This is a genomic window from Sphaerisporangium aureirubrum (assembly GCF_042658925.1).
Taxonomy (GTDB): domain Bacteria; phylum Actinomycetota; class Actinomycetes; order Streptosporangiales; family Streptosporangiaceae; genus Sphaerisporangium; species Sphaerisporangium aureirubrum.
The window spans coordinates 103,582-119,381 of the sequence record NZ_JBHSRF010000006.1 but is presented as its reverse complement, the minus strand read 5'-3'; the positions used below and the strand labels follow the sequence as shown (position 1 = coordinate 119,381).

General features: G+C 72.9%; 9 protein-coding genes. 5 read left to right on the top strand and 4 right to left on the bottom strand.

What is annotated here, in order from left to right; translation table 11 throughout:
* Positions 1-798, bottom strand: a complete 798-nt coding sequence (locus ACFP1K_RS06390; RefSeq protein ID WP_380747912.1) for a hypothetical protein — start codon at positions 796-798, stop codon at positions 1-3.
* 1 nt (position 799) lies between these two features.
* Positions 800-1,501: a hypothetical protein gene (locus ACFP1K_RS06385; RefSeq protein WP_380747910.1), complete on the bottom strand. Its 702-nt coding sequence runs from the start codon at positions 1,499-1,501 to the stop codon at positions 800-802.
* 790 nt (positions 1,502-2,291) lie between these two features.
* Here ACFP1K_RS06385 and ACFP1K_RS06380 point away from each other — a divergent pair.
* Both ACFP1K_RS06380 and ACFP1K_RS06375 read left to right on the top strand, forming a co-directional pair.
* Entirely contained in the window at positions 2,292-2,864 is a 573-nt protein-coding gene (locus tag ACFP1K_RS06380; RefSeq protein WP_380747908.1) for a COG4315 family predicted lipoprotein, read from the top strand.
* Between the two features lie 102 nt (positions 2,865-2,966).
* On the top strand, positions 2,967-7,730 hold the full coding sequence (locus tag ACFP1K_RS06375) for an FtsK/SpoIIIE domain-containing protein (protein ID WP_380747906.1): 4,764 nt from the start codon (positions 2,967-2,969) through the stop codon (positions 7,728-7,730).
* A 1,881-nt stretch (positions 7,731-9,611) separates the two neighbouring features.
* On the opposite strand, the gene ACFP1K_RS06370 is transcribed toward ACFP1K_RS06375, so the two are convergent.
* Together ACFP1K_RS06370 and ACFP1K_RS06365 are read right to left on the bottom strand one after the other, a co-directional pair.
* A complete protein-coding gene (locus ACFP1K_RS06370) occupies positions 9,612-10,067 on the bottom strand; it encodes a TadE/TadG family type IV pilus assembly protein (protein WP_380747904.1) in 456 nt (151 codons plus the stop codon).
* Positions 10,068-10,687: 620 nt separating this feature from the next.
* Entirely contained in the window at positions 10,688-10,960 is a 273-nt protein-coding gene (locus tag ACFP1K_RS06365; RefSeq protein WP_380747902.1) for a WXG100 family type VII secretion target, read from the bottom strand.
* A 241-nt stretch (positions 10,961-11,201) separates the two neighbouring features.
* Between ACFP1K_RS06365 and ACFP1K_RS06360 the strand changes: the two genes are divergently transcribed.
* The 3 genes from ACFP1K_RS06360 (at position 11,202) to ACFP1K_RS06350 (ending at position 15,793) form a co-directional block, all read left to right on the top strand.
* Positions 11,202-12,950, top strand: a complete 1,749-nt coding sequence (locus tag ACFP1K_RS06360) for an ATP-binding protein (RefSeq protein ID WP_380747900.1) — start codon at positions 11,202-11,204, stop codon at positions 12,948-12,950.
* A 101-nt stretch (positions 12,951-13,051) separates the two neighbouring features.
* On the top strand, positions 13,052-14,422 hold the full coding sequence (locus tag ACFP1K_RS06355; RefSeq protein ID WP_380747898.1) for a hypothetical protein: 1,371 nt from the start codon (positions 13,052-13,054) through the stop codon (positions 14,420-14,422).
* Positions 14,423-14,623: 201 nt separating this feature from the next.
* On the top strand, positions 14,624-15,793 hold the full coding sequence (locus ACFP1K_RS06350; protein ID WP_380747896.1) for a pentapeptide repeat-containing protein: 1,170 nt from the start codon (positions 14,624-14,626) through the stop codon (positions 15,791-15,793).
* Positions 15,794-15,800: the final 7 nt, after the last annotated feature.

The following is a 15,800-nucleotide window of genomic DNA, read 5'->3' as shown; positions in this document are numbered from 1 at the left end:
TCACCCGCTCTCGCTCGTGAGGCCGCCGCGGGCGCGCGTCATCGGCCTGGACGCGGTGGCGCGGCCGGGGGCGACGCGGGCGGCGAGGCGCCCGGCCAGCTCGCGGGCCGTGCGGATCAGCAGGGAGCGGTCCAGCCGGCCGCCCCACTGGCCGCGCAGCAGCTCGGCGCCCTTGGGGTCGTAGGCGAGGCCGGCCACGAAGGCGACCTCGGTTCCGCTCGCGCCGACGATGCGGCGCACCTCGTCGATGGAGGCGCGGTAGGAGCGTGGGTCGGAGATCACCACCACGCCGAGCTGGCCGCGGACCAGCGCGAGACGTTCGCGCAGGTGGGCCACGTGGTCGAGGCTCGGACGGGTGAACAGCAGCGTCAGCTCGGCCTCGGCGATCAGGTCGCCCATCTGCGGGGTGCCGCCGAGCCTGCCGCAGTCGGCGAGGACGTCGGCGTTGGGCAGGGCCGCGAGGGCGCGGCCGAGCGGCCCCCATAACCAGGTGAGGCCGGCGGCCTGCTCGCCGTGGGTGAGGCCGGTCAGCACGTCCAGGCCGCCGACGAGCTTCTGGGTGTGCTCGTACACCTGCTCGGGGTGGAGGCCGCGCCGGGCGGTCGCGCCGAGGCTGAGCAGCCCGCGGCCGGGGTTGAGCACGGCGCCGTCCACGGCGGGCAGGCGGTAGACCAGGTCGCCGCCGGAGGGGTCGCACTCGGCGAGCAGCACCGGCCGGGGCCACACCGCGCCGAGGGCCGTCGCGGCGGTGGTCACGCCGGGCGCCCCCTTGTCGGCGGCGAGCGCGATGAGCGCCACGTCAGCCCACTCCGGGGAGCTTGCCGAGGGCGATCTCCCCGGTGTTGCTGTACATGGCGACGGTCGGGGACACGGTGGCGTCGACCACGATGGAGACCAGCCCGCTGTTGCCGCCGTCGGCGTCGCCCACGCTCTCGACCAGGGCGACCGGGGCGAGCACCTTGCCGACGGCCGAGCCGCGGCCCGAGCCGGGGACGTACAGCACCTGGACCTGGTCGCCGCGCGTGAGCCCTCTCGGCACCTGGCCGGCCTTCAGGGCGAGCCCGACGATGACCTTGCCGGGGACGAGCTGCTCGCTGGCGCGGCTGACCATCTGCTCGGTGAGCAGCGTGCCGGGCAGCAGGGTGACCCGGGCGAAGGTGGTGGCGACCTCCTGGCGGTGGGCCCAGGAGACGTAGCCGATGCCGGTGTCGGCGACCTGGACCTCGGTCATGGCCTCGGGGACGATCGGCTGGCCGGGGCCGATCTGCTGGGTGATCTGGATGGCGGACACGCGGTCGCCGCTGCGCAGCACCAGCAGGGTGGTGCCGAGGGCCCCGCCGAGCACGAGGAGCAGCGCCAGGGCGGCCAGGGCGGGCTTGCGCTCGCGGGGCGGCACCGGGAGCTTGCGCGAGGCGGGCCCGGACAGCGCGCCGGGCATGGCGGGGCGCTCACCGGTGACGGGGCCACGGCCGTCGCGGTCGGATTTCTCGCTGATCCTCATGGGCGGGGGGACTCCGGAATCAGGGACCAGGCCGCCTCACCATGCGCTGATATCCGATCACCACGCCGGGTGGATCGAGATGAACCGCATGACCACGGTGCCGGACGACATGGTCACGGATATGTTGGGCGGGATCGGTGCTTATCTCCAGAATTGGCATGCCATTGTGTGCAGCTTGCCGCATGTGCGGGGGCGGAAGCCCGACCCATGCTCATCCACTATGGATTGGCTGTCAATGGCGTCGTCAGGAATCGCAACCGTTCCGTGGCAACACTCGTAGTGACATTTCCAAGGATATTCCCCTTTGTAACTTGGGTAACACTTACCACTCTGGTTTCCCCGCTCTTACCCTGTCCCAACCATCGGTACGCGGGTCATCGCGCTCCGGGGTCGGGCCGCCACACCCCCTGCCCGGCGGAAGCCGCACCCTGGGGCGACCGGCTGTCCACAGCTTTATCCACAGGCATCGGCGAGGTGGCGACAGTCGTCCGATCCGCCCGAATTATGGAGATTAATACGGTTTGGCGGGCGAAATCCGATCACAAGGATCACAGATCGTCCACAGAAGCCGTGGTTTTCCTCAGCTCCGTCCACAGCCACCTGTGGATAACTCGGAGGGCTATGAAACCTCGCCGCAACGTCCCGGCCCGGCGGCGTTTCCCCCGCGGCCATTCGAGCCTCCCCCGCCACGGGGGTTAAACCTGGTTTCGCGGGAACGATGACCACATCCCCCTTCGGCAGATCATCATCCGCCCCCCACGGGCGCGGAGTTCCCGGAAATGGAGGGGGCATGCGCAGAATCCTGGCCGGTCTCGGACTGGCCACCACCGCACTGCTGGCAGCCGCGTGCGGTGGCGGAGGCACGGTCACGAGCGGCTCCGGCAAGGCCGCGGGCAACGCCGCCGGCACCCCGACGGCGTCCTCCACGATGACCGAGGCACCCACCGCCACCGGCTCCCCCGGCGGGACGCCGACCGGCAGCCCGACCGCCACTCCCCTGCCCACCCCGGAGAAGGCCACGATCAAGACCGCCGAGTCCCGGTACGGCAGGATCCTCATCGGCGAGCAGGGTCGCACGCTGTACGTCTTCGAGAAGGACGACCCCAACGCCTGCACCGACGCCTGCGCCGCCTGGTGGCCCCCGGCCGCCACCCGGGACAAGCCGAAGACCGGGGACGGCGTCAAGGAGGACCTGCTCGGCACCGTCACCCGTGCCGACGGCACCAAACAGGTCACCTACGACAAGCACCCGCTGTACTACTACAGCGGCGACACCGGCGAGGGTGACAGCAAGGGACAGGGCCGTCACGAATTCGGCGGCAAGTGGTACGTCATCGGCCCGGACGGCAAGAAAGTGGAGTAGCGGGACGGGCACCCACAGGTCTGGTTGGCGTAAACCTCCGGACCGGGCGAACTCCCGGAGCTACGTTGAAGCCCGGGAGCCGGACCCGGAGGAGAACGCCGCATGCGGATCATGCTTACCGTGCTCTCAGAGCACGGCGGGCGCGACGTCATCGTCGACGGCGACGAGGACACCACGGTCGCAGCCCTCGCCGCCGAGCTGAAGGGCGCCCCTGGCGGGCAGCGGGGCAACGTCGTGCGGCTGCGCGCCCGCGCGCCGTACGGCCTCGGCGGGCGCGGCGGGCCGCGCGCCCGGGGCGAGGAGCCGTCGCTGTGGGTCGAGGGCAGGCGCCTGGACCCCGACGCGCCCATGACGACCGCGCTGCGGGACGGCGACCTCGTGACGCTCGACCCGCGCACCGCCGGGTCGACCGTGCTCGCCGAGCCCGGCGGGGTCGTCGAACTGCGGGTGGTGGGCGGCCCGGCCGCCGGGTCGGTGCACCGGCTCGGCTTCGGCGTGCACGTCATCGGGTCCGACCCCGCCTGCGCGGTGTCCCTGGACGACCGCGAGATGGCGCCGGAGGCGGCCGAGATCCGGGTCACGCCCGGCGACATCCTGGTGCGGTCGTTCACCGCGCCCGTCCGCCCGCCCGTCAAGTCCAAGCGGCGCGGCAAGACCGGGGACGGCGCCAAGGGCTCCAAGCGGCGCCGCCGCAAGGGCGGGGCCGGCGACGCGCGGGACACGGCCGCCGAGGTCGTCGGGGCCGTGCGGAGCGGGGCGACCCGGAGCGAGCCGCGCCTCGCGGGCGAGCCGCTGAGCGGGCCGAGGCCCTGGCCGGAGGGGGCGCCGCTGACCTGCGGCACCTCGATCCTGGTGCTGCGCGCCACCGAGCCGCCGGACGCCCACGTGGACGCGCTGGCCGAGGGCGGGCTGGCGTACAACCGGCCGCCGCGCCTGCACCCCGCCGAGCGCCGCCGCCGGTTCGAGGTGCCCGCCGAGCCGAGCCGCGGCGACGGCATCCGGCTGCAGCTGCTGGCCGCCTGCCTGCCCGCCCTGCTCGGGATCACCATGGCCGTGGTGATCGGCGTCTGGTACTACCTGCTCATCGGGCTGATGACCCCGCTGATCATGATCGGGCAGTGGATCAGCGACCGCCGGCACGGGCGGCGCAAGTACCGCCAGGACCTGAAGGCGTACCGCGAGCGGCTGGCCGCGTTCGAGGCCGCGCTGGACAAGGCCCGCGCGGTCAACGAGGTGGAACGCCGCGCCGCGTCCCCCGACCCCGCCGAGCTGCTGCTCACCGCGACCGGGCCGCGGCGGCGGCTGTGGGAGCGGCGCAGCCACGACCCGGACGCGCTGCGGCTGCGCATCGGGCTGGCCGACCTGCCCGCGGAGATCGAGTTCGTGCCCGAGCGGGGGGCCTCGCCCGACATGGCGCTCCCCGAGGCGCCGCTGTCCGGGGCCGTGCCGGTGTCGCTGGCGATGCGGCGGCTCGGCGTCGCGGGCATGACCGGGCCGCGGGACGTCGCGCTCGGCGTGGCCCGGTCGCTGCTCGGCGCCGCGGTCACGCTGCACAGCCCGCGCGACCTGGCCGTGGTGGTGCTGTCGGCGAACGCCGACGGGGCCGCCAGGTGGAACTGGACGCGCTGGCTGCCGCACTGCGCGCCGCGGGACGCCGACTGCGTGGCGCTGGTCGGCGCCGACCCCGAGGCGGCGGCGCAGCGGGTGGCCGAGCTGGCCGCGCTGATCTCCGCCCGGCTCGGGGACGACGAAGGGCACGGGCTCGGCGCGCTCGCCTCCATCAAGGGCTGGGGTCGGTCGTCGCGGCCCGAGGACGAGCCGCTGTTCGCCTCCTACGACGACCGGCCGTACGACGTGCTGGTGATCCTGGACGGCGCGCAGGTGCTGCGGGCGCTGCCCGGCATGCCGCAGGTGCTGCGGCAGGGACCCAGGGCCGGGGTTTACACCCTCGCCATCGACGAGGACCAGCGGCTGCTGCCCGAGGAGTGCGCCACCGTGGTCGACTGCGCGGCCGACGGGTTCCTGCGGCTGCGCGGCGGCGGGCTCGACACCCTCGGCGACATCCTGGCCGACCGGGTGACCACCGCGTGGTGCGAGCGGCTGGCCAGGTCCCTGGCCCCGTTGCGCGACGTGAGCAGGGACGACGCCGGGGCCGCGCTGCCCGGGTCCGTCCGGCTGCTCGACCTGCTGCAGCTCGCGCCCACCGGGCGGGCCGTCGCGGCGCGGTGGCGGGCCGGCGGGCGTACCACCGAGGTGCCGATCGGGATGGGCGCGGACGGGCCCTTCCAGGTGGACCTCAGCGCCGACGGGCCGCACGCGCTGGTCGCGGGCACGACCGGGGCGGGCAAGTCCGAGCTGCTGCAGACGCTCATCTGCTCGCTCGCCGTGGCCAACCGGCCGGACGAGATGACGTTCGTGCTGATCGACTACAAGGGCGGGGCGGCGTTCAAGGAGTGCGTGCGGCTGCCGCACACCGTCGGCATGGTGAGCGACCTGGACGAGCATCTGACGCAGCGGGCCCTGGCGTCGCTGGCCGCCGAGATCCGGCGCAGGGAGCGGCTGCTGCTGGCCGCGGGGGCCAAGGACATCGACGACTACCAGCAGCTGCGGGACCAGGGGCCGGGGTCCCGGGGCGGGCGGGCCCACGCCGGGACGGTTCCGGCGCCGCGAGGCACGGCCGTGCGGGAGCCGGGCGGGGCGACGGCCGCGTTGCCCCGGCTCGTGCTGATCATCGACGAGTTCGCGGCCATGGTGTCCGAACTGCCGGACTTCATGGACGGGCTGGTGGACATCGCGCGGCGGGGACGGTCGCTCGGCATCCACCTGATCCTCGCCACGCAGCGGCCCGGGGGCGTGGTGACGGCCGACATCCAGGCCAACACCTCGCTGCGCATCGCGCTGCGGGTCACCGAGCCGTCGGAGTCGGCGGACATCATCTCCGGGCCCGAGGCGGCGCACATCTCCAAGTCCACGCCCGGACGCTGCTACGTCCGCTCCGGGGTCGGGGCGGCCGAGGCGGTGCAGACGGCGCGGATCGGCGGACGGGTGCCCGACGCCGGGCGCGGTGCGCCCGGACCGCGGGTCGTGGAGGTGGGGTGGCGCGACCTCGGGCACCCGCTGCAGGCGGCCACGGCGGGCGGCGGGACCGGGGGGCTGACCTCGGGGCCCGCCAGCGACCTCGCGGTGCTGGTGGACGCGGTCGTGGAGGCCACCCGGATGCTGGGCGTGCAGGAACAGCCCAGCCCGTGGCTGCCGCCGCTGCCCACCGGCATCGTGCTGGAGCCCCCCGTCCGGCCCTCTGGCCGGCCCTCTCCGGCGCTCTCCGGGGACGGGTACGCGACGGGTGAGGAGGAGGTGCCGCCGCTGCCGTTCGGGATCACCGACCTGCCGTGGGCGCAGGGGCGGCGGTCGCTGGTGCTGGACCCGGCGCACGGTGGGCACCTGCTGATCGCGGGGACGGCCCGGACGGGGCGGTCCACGGCGCTGCGGACCATCGCGGGGTCGATCGCGGCGCACGCCTCGCCGCGCGACGTGCACGTGCACGCCATCGACTGCGGGTCCGGGGCGCTGCTGCCCCTGGTGGCGCTGCCGCACTGCGGGGCCGTGGTGACGCGCGACCAGCTCGACCGGGTGGAACGGCTGCTCACCCGGCTGCGGGCCGAGATCGGGCGCAGGCAGCAGGTGCTCGCCGAGGCCGGGTACGCGTCGCTGGCCGAGGCGCGGGCCGCCGGGCGGCGCGACCCCGGGGGGACGGCGCCGCGCATGCCGTGGCTGGTGCTGCTGCTGGACCGGTGGGAGGGGTTCGCCGCCGCGTTCGAGGGCTACGACTACGGACGGCTGCTGGAGGCGCTGATGCAGCTCCTGCGGGAAGGGCCGGCCGTGGGGCTGCGGGCCGTGGTGACCGCCGACCGGTCGGGGCTGCTCGGCCAGATCTCCACGCTTTTCGAGGACCGGCTGATCATGCGGCTGGCCGATCCCGCCGACTACGGGCTGGCCGGGCTGCCCGCGCGGGGGCTGCCGTCCGTGATGCCTCCCGGGCGGGCGGTGTCGGTCGGCGAGCAGGGGGTCGTGGAGAGCCAGATCGCGCTGCTGTCCGAGGACCCGTCCGGGCCCGCGCAGGTCGCGGAGCTTCAGGCGCTGGCCAGGGCCGCCGCCGAACGCCACGCCGCTCCCCGCGGGCTGCTCCGCGTGGACGCCCTGCCCATGCGGGTCACCGCCGCGCAGACCCTCGACCTCGCGCCCGGCTTCAGCCCGCCGTCGCCGCTGTGGGCCCTGCTCGGCGCCGGGGGCGACTCCCTCGCTCCCCTCGGGGTCGACCTGCTCGGCCAGGGGCCCGCCGCCGTGGTCGCCGGGCCCGCCCGGTCCGGCCGTTCCTCCGCCCTGCTGACCGCCGCCCGGTCCCTGCTCGACCGCGGCACCCCCGTCGTCGTCGTAGCACCCCGCCGGACGCCGCTGCGTGACCTCGCCGACGCTCCCGGCGTCCTCGCCGTCCTCGGCCCCGACGGAGACCTCTCCGCCGCCGTCGCCGCCCACGACCGCTACGTCGTCATCGTCGACGACGCCGAGCTCATCTCCCCCGACTCCCCCCTCGGCCAGTCCCTCGAGACCACCCTCCGCACCGCCCGCGACGCCGACCACGCCCTCCTGATCGCCGGCACCACCGGCGACCTCGCCACCGCCTACCGAGGCTTCACCGCCGAAGCCCGCAAAACCCGCACCGGCCTACTCCTCTCCATCCAAAGCCCCGCCGACGGCGACCTCTTCACCATCCGCCTCCCCCGAGGCACCGTAGGCGGCCCCCCCGGCCGCGGCCTATTGGTAATCTCCGGCACCCCCACCCCCATCCAAACCGCCCTAACCCCCTAACCCTCCACACCCCAGCACCCTCCACGCCCAAGCCCTCTCCACCCAAACCCTCTCCACCCAAACCCTCTCCACCCAAACCCTCTCCACCCCCAGGCGCCCTCCCCATCCACGCCCACGCCGGTGCCGGTACCCCCCCACCCCTTCCACGCCCCCAGACGCCATCCGTGCGGCTCCCTCTTAACGGCGCCGGAGCGGCGGGACGTGGTACGGCGAACCCGGCGCCGCTGTACGGCGAGAAACCCGCCACGGGTCACCGCTCCAGGAATAGCTGACGTCAAGGGACCAAAGGACATCAAACCCGCTCCGGCCAGGGTGGATGGACCCACCCGTTGTCGATTACCACCATGCCGACCACAGCCCACCCGATCCACGGCGTCCCCCATCACCGCACGTAGACGTGACCTGGACCCCACCCCCGAGGGCGGGCGCCCTCTGTCGATCACCACCATGCCAACCACAGCCCACCCGATCCACGGGTGTTCCATCACCGCAACGCGGACGTGACCTGGACGCCACCCCGCAGGGGCGGGCGCCCTCGCGATCTACTTCTCACCCGTCGCGTCATCCGGCCAAGGCCGACGGCCGGGATGCGGTGTGGCGCCTCCGGCGGCGCTGGAACTCTGTCGCCACCGCTTGACCGCCCGGCGAGGTTCGTCCTACCGGCGGCGGGACGGTGCGGCGAACCCGGTGCCGCCGTACGGCGAGAACCCGCCACGGGCCTCCAGACCAGGGATAGCCGACGTCAGGGAACGACGACGTTAAAACCATCTCCGGCTGGGGTGGACGGACCCACCCGTTGTCTATTACCACCATGCCGACCACGGCCCACCCGATCCACGGCGTGTCCATCACCGCACGTGGACGTGACCTGGACGCCACCCCCGCGAGGGCGGACGCCCTCTGTCGATCACCACCATGCCAACCACAGCCCACCCGATCCACGGCGTCCCCATCACCACACGTGGACGTGACCTGGACGCCACCCCGCAGCGGCGGGCGCCCTCTGTCGATCACCACCATGCCAACCACAGCCCACCCGATCCACGGGTAATCCATCACCGCACGTGGACACACCCCGCGACGGATGGGTGCTCGGGGGCCCGGTGACGCCCCGAAAGCCCTGTCGGTGACGTCCCGTCAGGTGGTGTGATTTCCCGTGGTTGTGATCATGAATGCGCCGCCCTCGGTGCCAAGCGGCGAGCCATCGACACGCTTCACGAAGATCCCCAGGAGGTACACCACTTCAGGGGACGTCACCGCCCTGTCTCCCATGGCTCGGCCACCCCACCGCCCGTGAGGTCCGTCTTAACGGCGCCGCTCGCGGGGTGGTGTCCACGTGCGGTGATGGATACGCCGTGAATCGGGTGGGCTGTGATCGGCATGGTGGGTGTCGACAACGGGTGGGTCCATCCACCCCAGCCGGAGATGGTTTGGACGTTTTTGATCCCTTGATGTCAGTTATCTCTGGTCTCGGTGACCCGTGGCGGGTTCTCGCCGTATCAGGGTGCCGCCGGGACCACCGGGACGCCTGCCGGGCGGCGGGACATAGTGCGGCGAACCCGGCGCCACCGGACGGCGGTTGACCTAATCCCTCTTCCGTTACCCGCACGGGGTGTCCTCCCCGAACGGACATCACCTCGGCGGTCGCCCTGGTCGGCGCCGCGACGGCGAAACGCGGTACGGCGAACCCGGCTCCGCCGTACGTCCCCGGCGGCGCCCTAGTGATCCCGGCGGGCGTCCCTGCGGTGAAAGCTTCACCTACGAGCGCGGGTGCCCCTGCGGTCGATCTCCGTCCCCGCCAGGGCCATCCAGCCATGACTCAGTGGCCAGGATGTCCCGAGATGCAGTCGGCGGAGTGAGAGGCGGAAGGTCGCTTGGTGGTCAGCCGCAGTCCTGGCCGCCGTCGTCGGGGCGGAAGCATTCGATGGGGCCGCCGAAGGTTGAGGTGATTTTGAAGGACATGCCGGGGAGGAGGGGGACGACGGCTACAGCGGCGCCTTCTACGGTGACGCCGCGCTGGTCGCCTTTCTCCCAGGCGCGGACGCCTACGCCTTGGAGCATCTTGGGGCCTACGGCGCGGACGATGGACCGGGCCTTGGCTTCGGCGGCGCTCTGCCAGCCGCTGCTGTCGGCTCCGGCGGCGCGGGCGATCCGGGCGCCTTCGCGGGCGGCGGCGTCCGCGACCTGCCTGCCGTGGAACACCAGGGCCAGCTGGACCACCAGCAGGATCACGATGAGCACGACGGGCATGATCATCGCCAGCTCGATGGCGGACGCCCCGCGATCAGAGGACGCGCCGGCCCGGCCGGAGGCGCGGGAGCGGGCGATCGGGAACACCCTGCGTTCGGCGGGAGCGCCGCGACCAGCAGGTACCCCACCTACCGCGGGCGGCCCACCCGTAATGGACACCCCACCCTCAACGGACACCCCCTTGTCCGCGGACATCCCACCCTCAGCGGACAATCCAAAGTCAGCGAGCACCCCACCGCCGGTCAGCGGGCCACCGTCAACGAACAACTCGCCCTTGGCGGACGTCCCGCCCCCAGCGGACACCCCACCGCCGGGTAGCGGGGCGCCGTCAACGGACGCCCCACCGTGAACGGACAACGCCCCCTTAGCGGACGTCCCACCCTCAGCGGACACCCCACCGCCGGGTAGCGGGGCGCCGTCAACGGACGCCCCACCGTGAACGGACAACGCCCCCCTAGCGGACGTCCCACCCTCAGCGGACACCCCGCCACCGGGTAGCGGGCCGCCGTCAACGGACGTCCCGCCGTCAACGGACGCACCGTCGGCGGTGGGTGTCCCACGCTGAGAGGGCGGCTCGTCGGCGGTTGGTGCGTCACGATTCGTAGGGCCGTGTTGGGAGCAGGGCCTCGGCGTGGGGAGGGTGGGGTGGGGGCGCCGGCCGGGTGGGGGGCCCGGCCGGGTGGGGGTGGGGGGCATGGGGAACGGGGCTAGCGGGTTGCGGACTCGATGTTGCCGCGGTAGGTGGTGATTATGCGGGAGGCTTCGGCGAGTTCTTCGGACATGCGCTGGAAAGCCTGCCGGTAGTTCTGCCAGGCGCCGCTGAAGCGGACGGCGCCGGGGCCGGTCCAGGCGGTGCCGACCTTGGCCGCTTCGCGGTCCAGGGCCGCCATGGTCTGGCGCACCTGCTCTGCCTGCTGGGTGAACTGGGCGGCCATGTTCTGCATCTCGGCGGGGTCGCCCCCGAGCAAACTCTGGCTCATGCCGGTCTCCTTCCGGATGGTCTGCATGACAGGGGGTAGCCAAACGCACTCACCTTAGACGTCAAGGCGGCCCCTCGCACGGGTTATGCCCACTGGTTATCGAGCGTGATCGCCCCACCCGGACCCCGTCCGAATGCAATCAGGGAACGAAACGTCCGGGTAAGTGCTCGCGGCCGATCAGAGGGCGCCTAAACTCCTGGGAGGCCCACCGGGCCTTTTCACAGGGAAAGGGACGACCTCGGTGCAGAAGGTCCTGATCGCCAATCGCGGCGAGATAGCGGTGCGGATCGCCCGCGCATGCAAGGACGCCGGCCTCGCCGGCGTCGCGGTGTACGCCGAGCAAGACCTCGACGCGCTGCATGTGCGCATGGCGGACGAGGCGTACGCCCTTGGCGGCCAGTCGCCCGCCGAGACATACCTGGACATCGGCAAGTTGCTCCGCATCGCCGCAGAGGCGGACGCGGACGCGGTCCACCCGGGGTACGGCTTCCTCGCGGAGAACGCCGACTTCGCCCAGGCGGTCATCGACGCCGGGCTCACCTGGATCGGGCCGCCACCGGCCGCGATCACGGCGCTCGGCGACAAGGTGGCGGCGCGCCACATCGCCCAGCGTGTCGGAGCGCCGCTGGTCGCGGGCACCGCCGACCCGGTGTCGGGTGTGGACGAGGTCGTCGCGTTCGCGGCGGAGCACGGCCTGCCCGTGGCGATCAAGGCCGCGTTCGGCGGCGGCGGGCGGGGGCTCAAGGTGGCCCGCACGATGGAGGAGATCCCCGACCTGTACGAGTCGGCGGTGCGCGAGGCCGTCACCGCGTTCGGCCGGGGCGAGTGCTTCGTCGAGCGCTACCTCGACCGGCCCCGGCACGTCGAGACGCAGTGCCTGGCCGACGCGCACGGCAACGTCGTGGTGGTCTCCACCCGCGACTGCTCGTTGCAGCGGCGGCACCAGAAGCTCGTCGAGGAGGCCCCCGCGCCGTTCCTCACCCCCGAGCAGCGCGACGTGCTGTACACCTCGTCCAAGGCCATCCTGCGCGAGGCCGGGTACGTCGGCGCGGGCACCTGCGAGTTCCTGATCGGCCAGGACGGCACCGTGTCGTTCCTGGAGGTCAACACCCGTCTGCAGGTCGAGCACCCGGTCAGCGAAGAGGTCACCGGCATCGACCTCGTGCGCGAGATGTTCCGCATCGCGGGCGGCGAGGCGATCGGCTACGACGACCCCGAGGTGCGCGGGCACTCCATCGAGTTCCGGATCAACGCCGAGGACGCGGGGCGCAACTTCCTGCCCGCGCCGGGCACCCTGTCCGCCATGCGCGTGCCCTCTGGGCCGGGCGTGCGGCTGGACGCGGGCTACGAGGCGGGCATGACCGTACCGCAGTCCTTCGACTCCCTGGTGGCCAAGCTCGTCGTGACCGGCCGCACCCGCACCGAGGCGCTGGAGCGGTCGCGCCGCGCCCTGGACGAGTTCGTCATCGAGGGCATGCCCACCGTCCTGCCGTTCCACCGGGCCGTGGTGACCGACTCGGCGTTCACGGCCGAGCCGTTCACCGTCCACACCCGGTGGATCGAGACCGAGTTCAAGGGCGGCATCGAGCCGTACGCCGGCGAGGCCGCGACGGGCGAGGAGCCGGCCGAGCGCGAGCGGGTGGTCGTGGAGGTCGGCGGCAAGCGGCTGGAGGTCGTGCTGCCAGCCGGGGCCGCGACCGCGCGCCGCGGCACCGAGGCCAAGAAGCCGGCCCGCCGGGCCGGGGGCCGGGGCACCGCCGCGGCGGCGAGCGGGGACGCGCTCGTCAGCCCGATGCAGGGCACGATCGTCAAGGTCGCGGTGGCGGACGGCGACGCCGTGGCCGCCGGGGACACGATCGTGGTGCTGGAGGCCATGAAGATGGAGCAGCCGCTCACGGCCCACAAGGGGGGCACCGTCACCGGGCTGGCCGCCACCGTGGGGCAGACCGTCACGGCGGGTGCGGCCATCTGCGAAATAAAGGACGCCTGATCCACTCCCGGCCGGGAATCGGTCCGGATGAAGATACGGTGGCTTTCGAGGAACCCTGAGGACCCGCCGTTCGTCCTGTAGGGCGAAGGAGGCATACAGCCGTGACCAAAATCATGACGCGCCGTGCCGCAGCCACCGTCGTGGCGATGCTGGCCGGCTTGTTGGCGTTGCTGGCGTCGCCGACGGCCGCGCTGGCGGCGGCGCCGCCCGATCCGGCCACCGTGGTGGCCGCCTGGAAGAGCAGCGACCCCCTCTACGTGGGCCCCGGGGTGACGCTCTCCTCGGACGACCTCGGCAAGATCAGGGACGCGCTGGAAGGCGCGAGCAGCAAGATCTACGTCGCGGCGCTCGCCGACGGCTCGATCCCGGACAACGCCGCGGCGGGGCCGTACCTCACCGCGCTCGGCCGGGAGCTCAGCGCGGCGGGCCGATCGCGGGCCACGGTGGCGCTGCTGGACGGCAACAGCCTGTTCGCCGGGTCGAGCGCCATCCGTAAGACCGGCCTGGCCGGGCAGCTGGCCGAGGCGTCGGTCGCCAACAACCAGGACCTGACCACCGGCATGCAGGACTTCGTGAACCGCGTCGACAAGGCCGTCAAGGGTGACACCCGGGGCGCGCTCGAGACCGGCAGCGCGGCAGGTGGCGGCGGCGGTGGCGGGGTGCTGATCGGCATCCTGGTGCTGGCGCTGGCCGGTGGGCTCGGCATCTTCTTCTACGCTCGCAAGAAGAAGCGCCAGCGGGAGGCGCGGGAGGCCGCCGAGCTGGCCGCCGTCCGGCAGACCGTGGAGGAGGACGTCACCAAGTTCGGTGAAGAGATCACCGCGCTGGACCTCGACGTCAAGTTCGCCGAGAACCCCGCCAAGGGGCAGGACGACTGGCGCAACGCCCTCGACGCCTACGAGCGGGCCAAGAACGAGCTGGCGGCCGTCAAGCGCGCCGACCAGCTGCGCGGCGTCACCTCCATCCTCGAAGAGGGTCGGTACGCCCTGGCGTGCGTCAAGGCCCGGGTGAGCAACGAGCCGGTGCCCGAGCGGCGCGCCCCCTGCTTCTTCAACCCGCAGCACGGCCCGTCCGTCCGCGACGTCGCCTGGGCGCCGCCCGGCGGGGCCCCGCGCAACGTCCCGGCGTGCGCCATGGACGCCCAGCGCGTCGACCAGGGCTTCGACCCGCAGATGCGCGAGGTCATGGTGGACGGCCAGCGCCGCCCGTACTGGGACGCCGGCCCCGCCTACGCCCCTTACGCGTCTGGCTACTACGGCGGCTTCGGCGGCGACCTGATGACCGGCATGCTCATCGGCACCCTCCTCGGCAGCTCCTTCGGTGGCTTCGGCTACGGCGGCTACGGCGCGGGCTACGCCGAGGGCGCGAGCGACTTCGGCGGTGGCGGCGGCGGCGACTGGGGTGGCGGAGGCGACTTCGGCGGTGGCGGCGACTTCGGTGGCGGCGACTTCGGCGGCGGAGGCGACTGGTAACCCTCCCAAGGTCACGGCTCACCTCAAAAGCCCCGGCTCCCCGCCGGGGCTTTTGCCTTCCCGGGTGGGGAAAGTGATCCGCAAGGTGGGTGCAACCTCTCGTATATCAGGGGGTGTCAGACTGGCCCGAGTTCTTAGGAGGCTGCTTTGCGGGTGATTTCCCTGGTATTGGCGGGGGTTGTCGGGTTAGGGGTGGCCGCGGTGCCTTTGGCGGCGGAGGCCGCCGGTGCCGGGGTGGAGCGGGTGGGGGCGCCCTGCCGGCCGGGGTCGGGGCTCAAGTTGCGGGGGAAGGACTTCACGGGCGGGGCGGCCATTCCCCAGGATCTGCGGTGCGCGGATCTCACGGGGGCCCGGTTCGACGAGGTCGATCTGATTCAGAAGGATCTGACGGGGGCGCTGCTCAGGGACGCTTCGTTCAAGGAGGCGGATCTCACGCAGGCCCGGCTGGAGTACGCCGATCTTCGGGGAGCCAATTTCTCGGACGCCGATCTCGGGCAGATGCATGCCAAGCATGCCGATCTGCGGGGGGCGGTGCTCGAAGGGGCGGAGGGGTCGCAGGCCGAGTTCCCGCACGCGGATCTGACGGGGGCGGTGCTGCGGCGGGCCGAGCTCACGCAGGCCGACTTCACGGACGCGACGCTGGTCAAGGCGGATCTCACCGAGGCCAAGCTCGGGCAGGCGGACGCGCGTAAGGCGGACTTCACGGGGGCGAAGCTGCCGGAGGCCGAGCTGGGACAGGCGCACCTGGAGTTCGCGGTGCTGAAGAACACCGACCTCACCGAGGCGGAGTTCACGCAGGCGGAGATGAAGGGCGCCGACCTGCACGGCGCCAAGGTGGAGCAGGCGTCCTTCACCCAGGCCGACGACCTGGACCTCACCGGGGCGCTCGGCACGCCGGAGGACGTGCCCGACGACGCGAAGGGCAGCACGTCCGACCTGCCCGAGGAGACGGACGAGTCGAGCGACCCCGCGCAGAGCACCGGCGACGGCTCCCATCGCGGCGGGCCGAACATCGGGATCATGCTGGCGGTGCTCAGCGGCGTGGGCCTGTTGCTGACGCTGGTCTTCTGGGGCACGACACACCGCCGAAGGCTGGAGAAGTCGGCGCGGTTCGCCGCCGCCCGCAGGTCCGCCGAGGAGGACGTGACCCGGCTCGGTGAGGCGATCGACGCCCTGGACTTCGACTATCAGATCCACCACGCGACCGACGGCGGCAGCGGCGACCAGGACTGGCGCGCCGCGCTGGACGCCTACGAGGCGGCCCGCCACGGCCTCTCGGTGGCCCGCTCGATGCCGGAGCTGGCCCCGGTGGCGCACGCCGTCCACCACGGCCACCAGGCCCTCGGCCGGATGCGCGCCCGCCTGCGGTGAGCGGCGG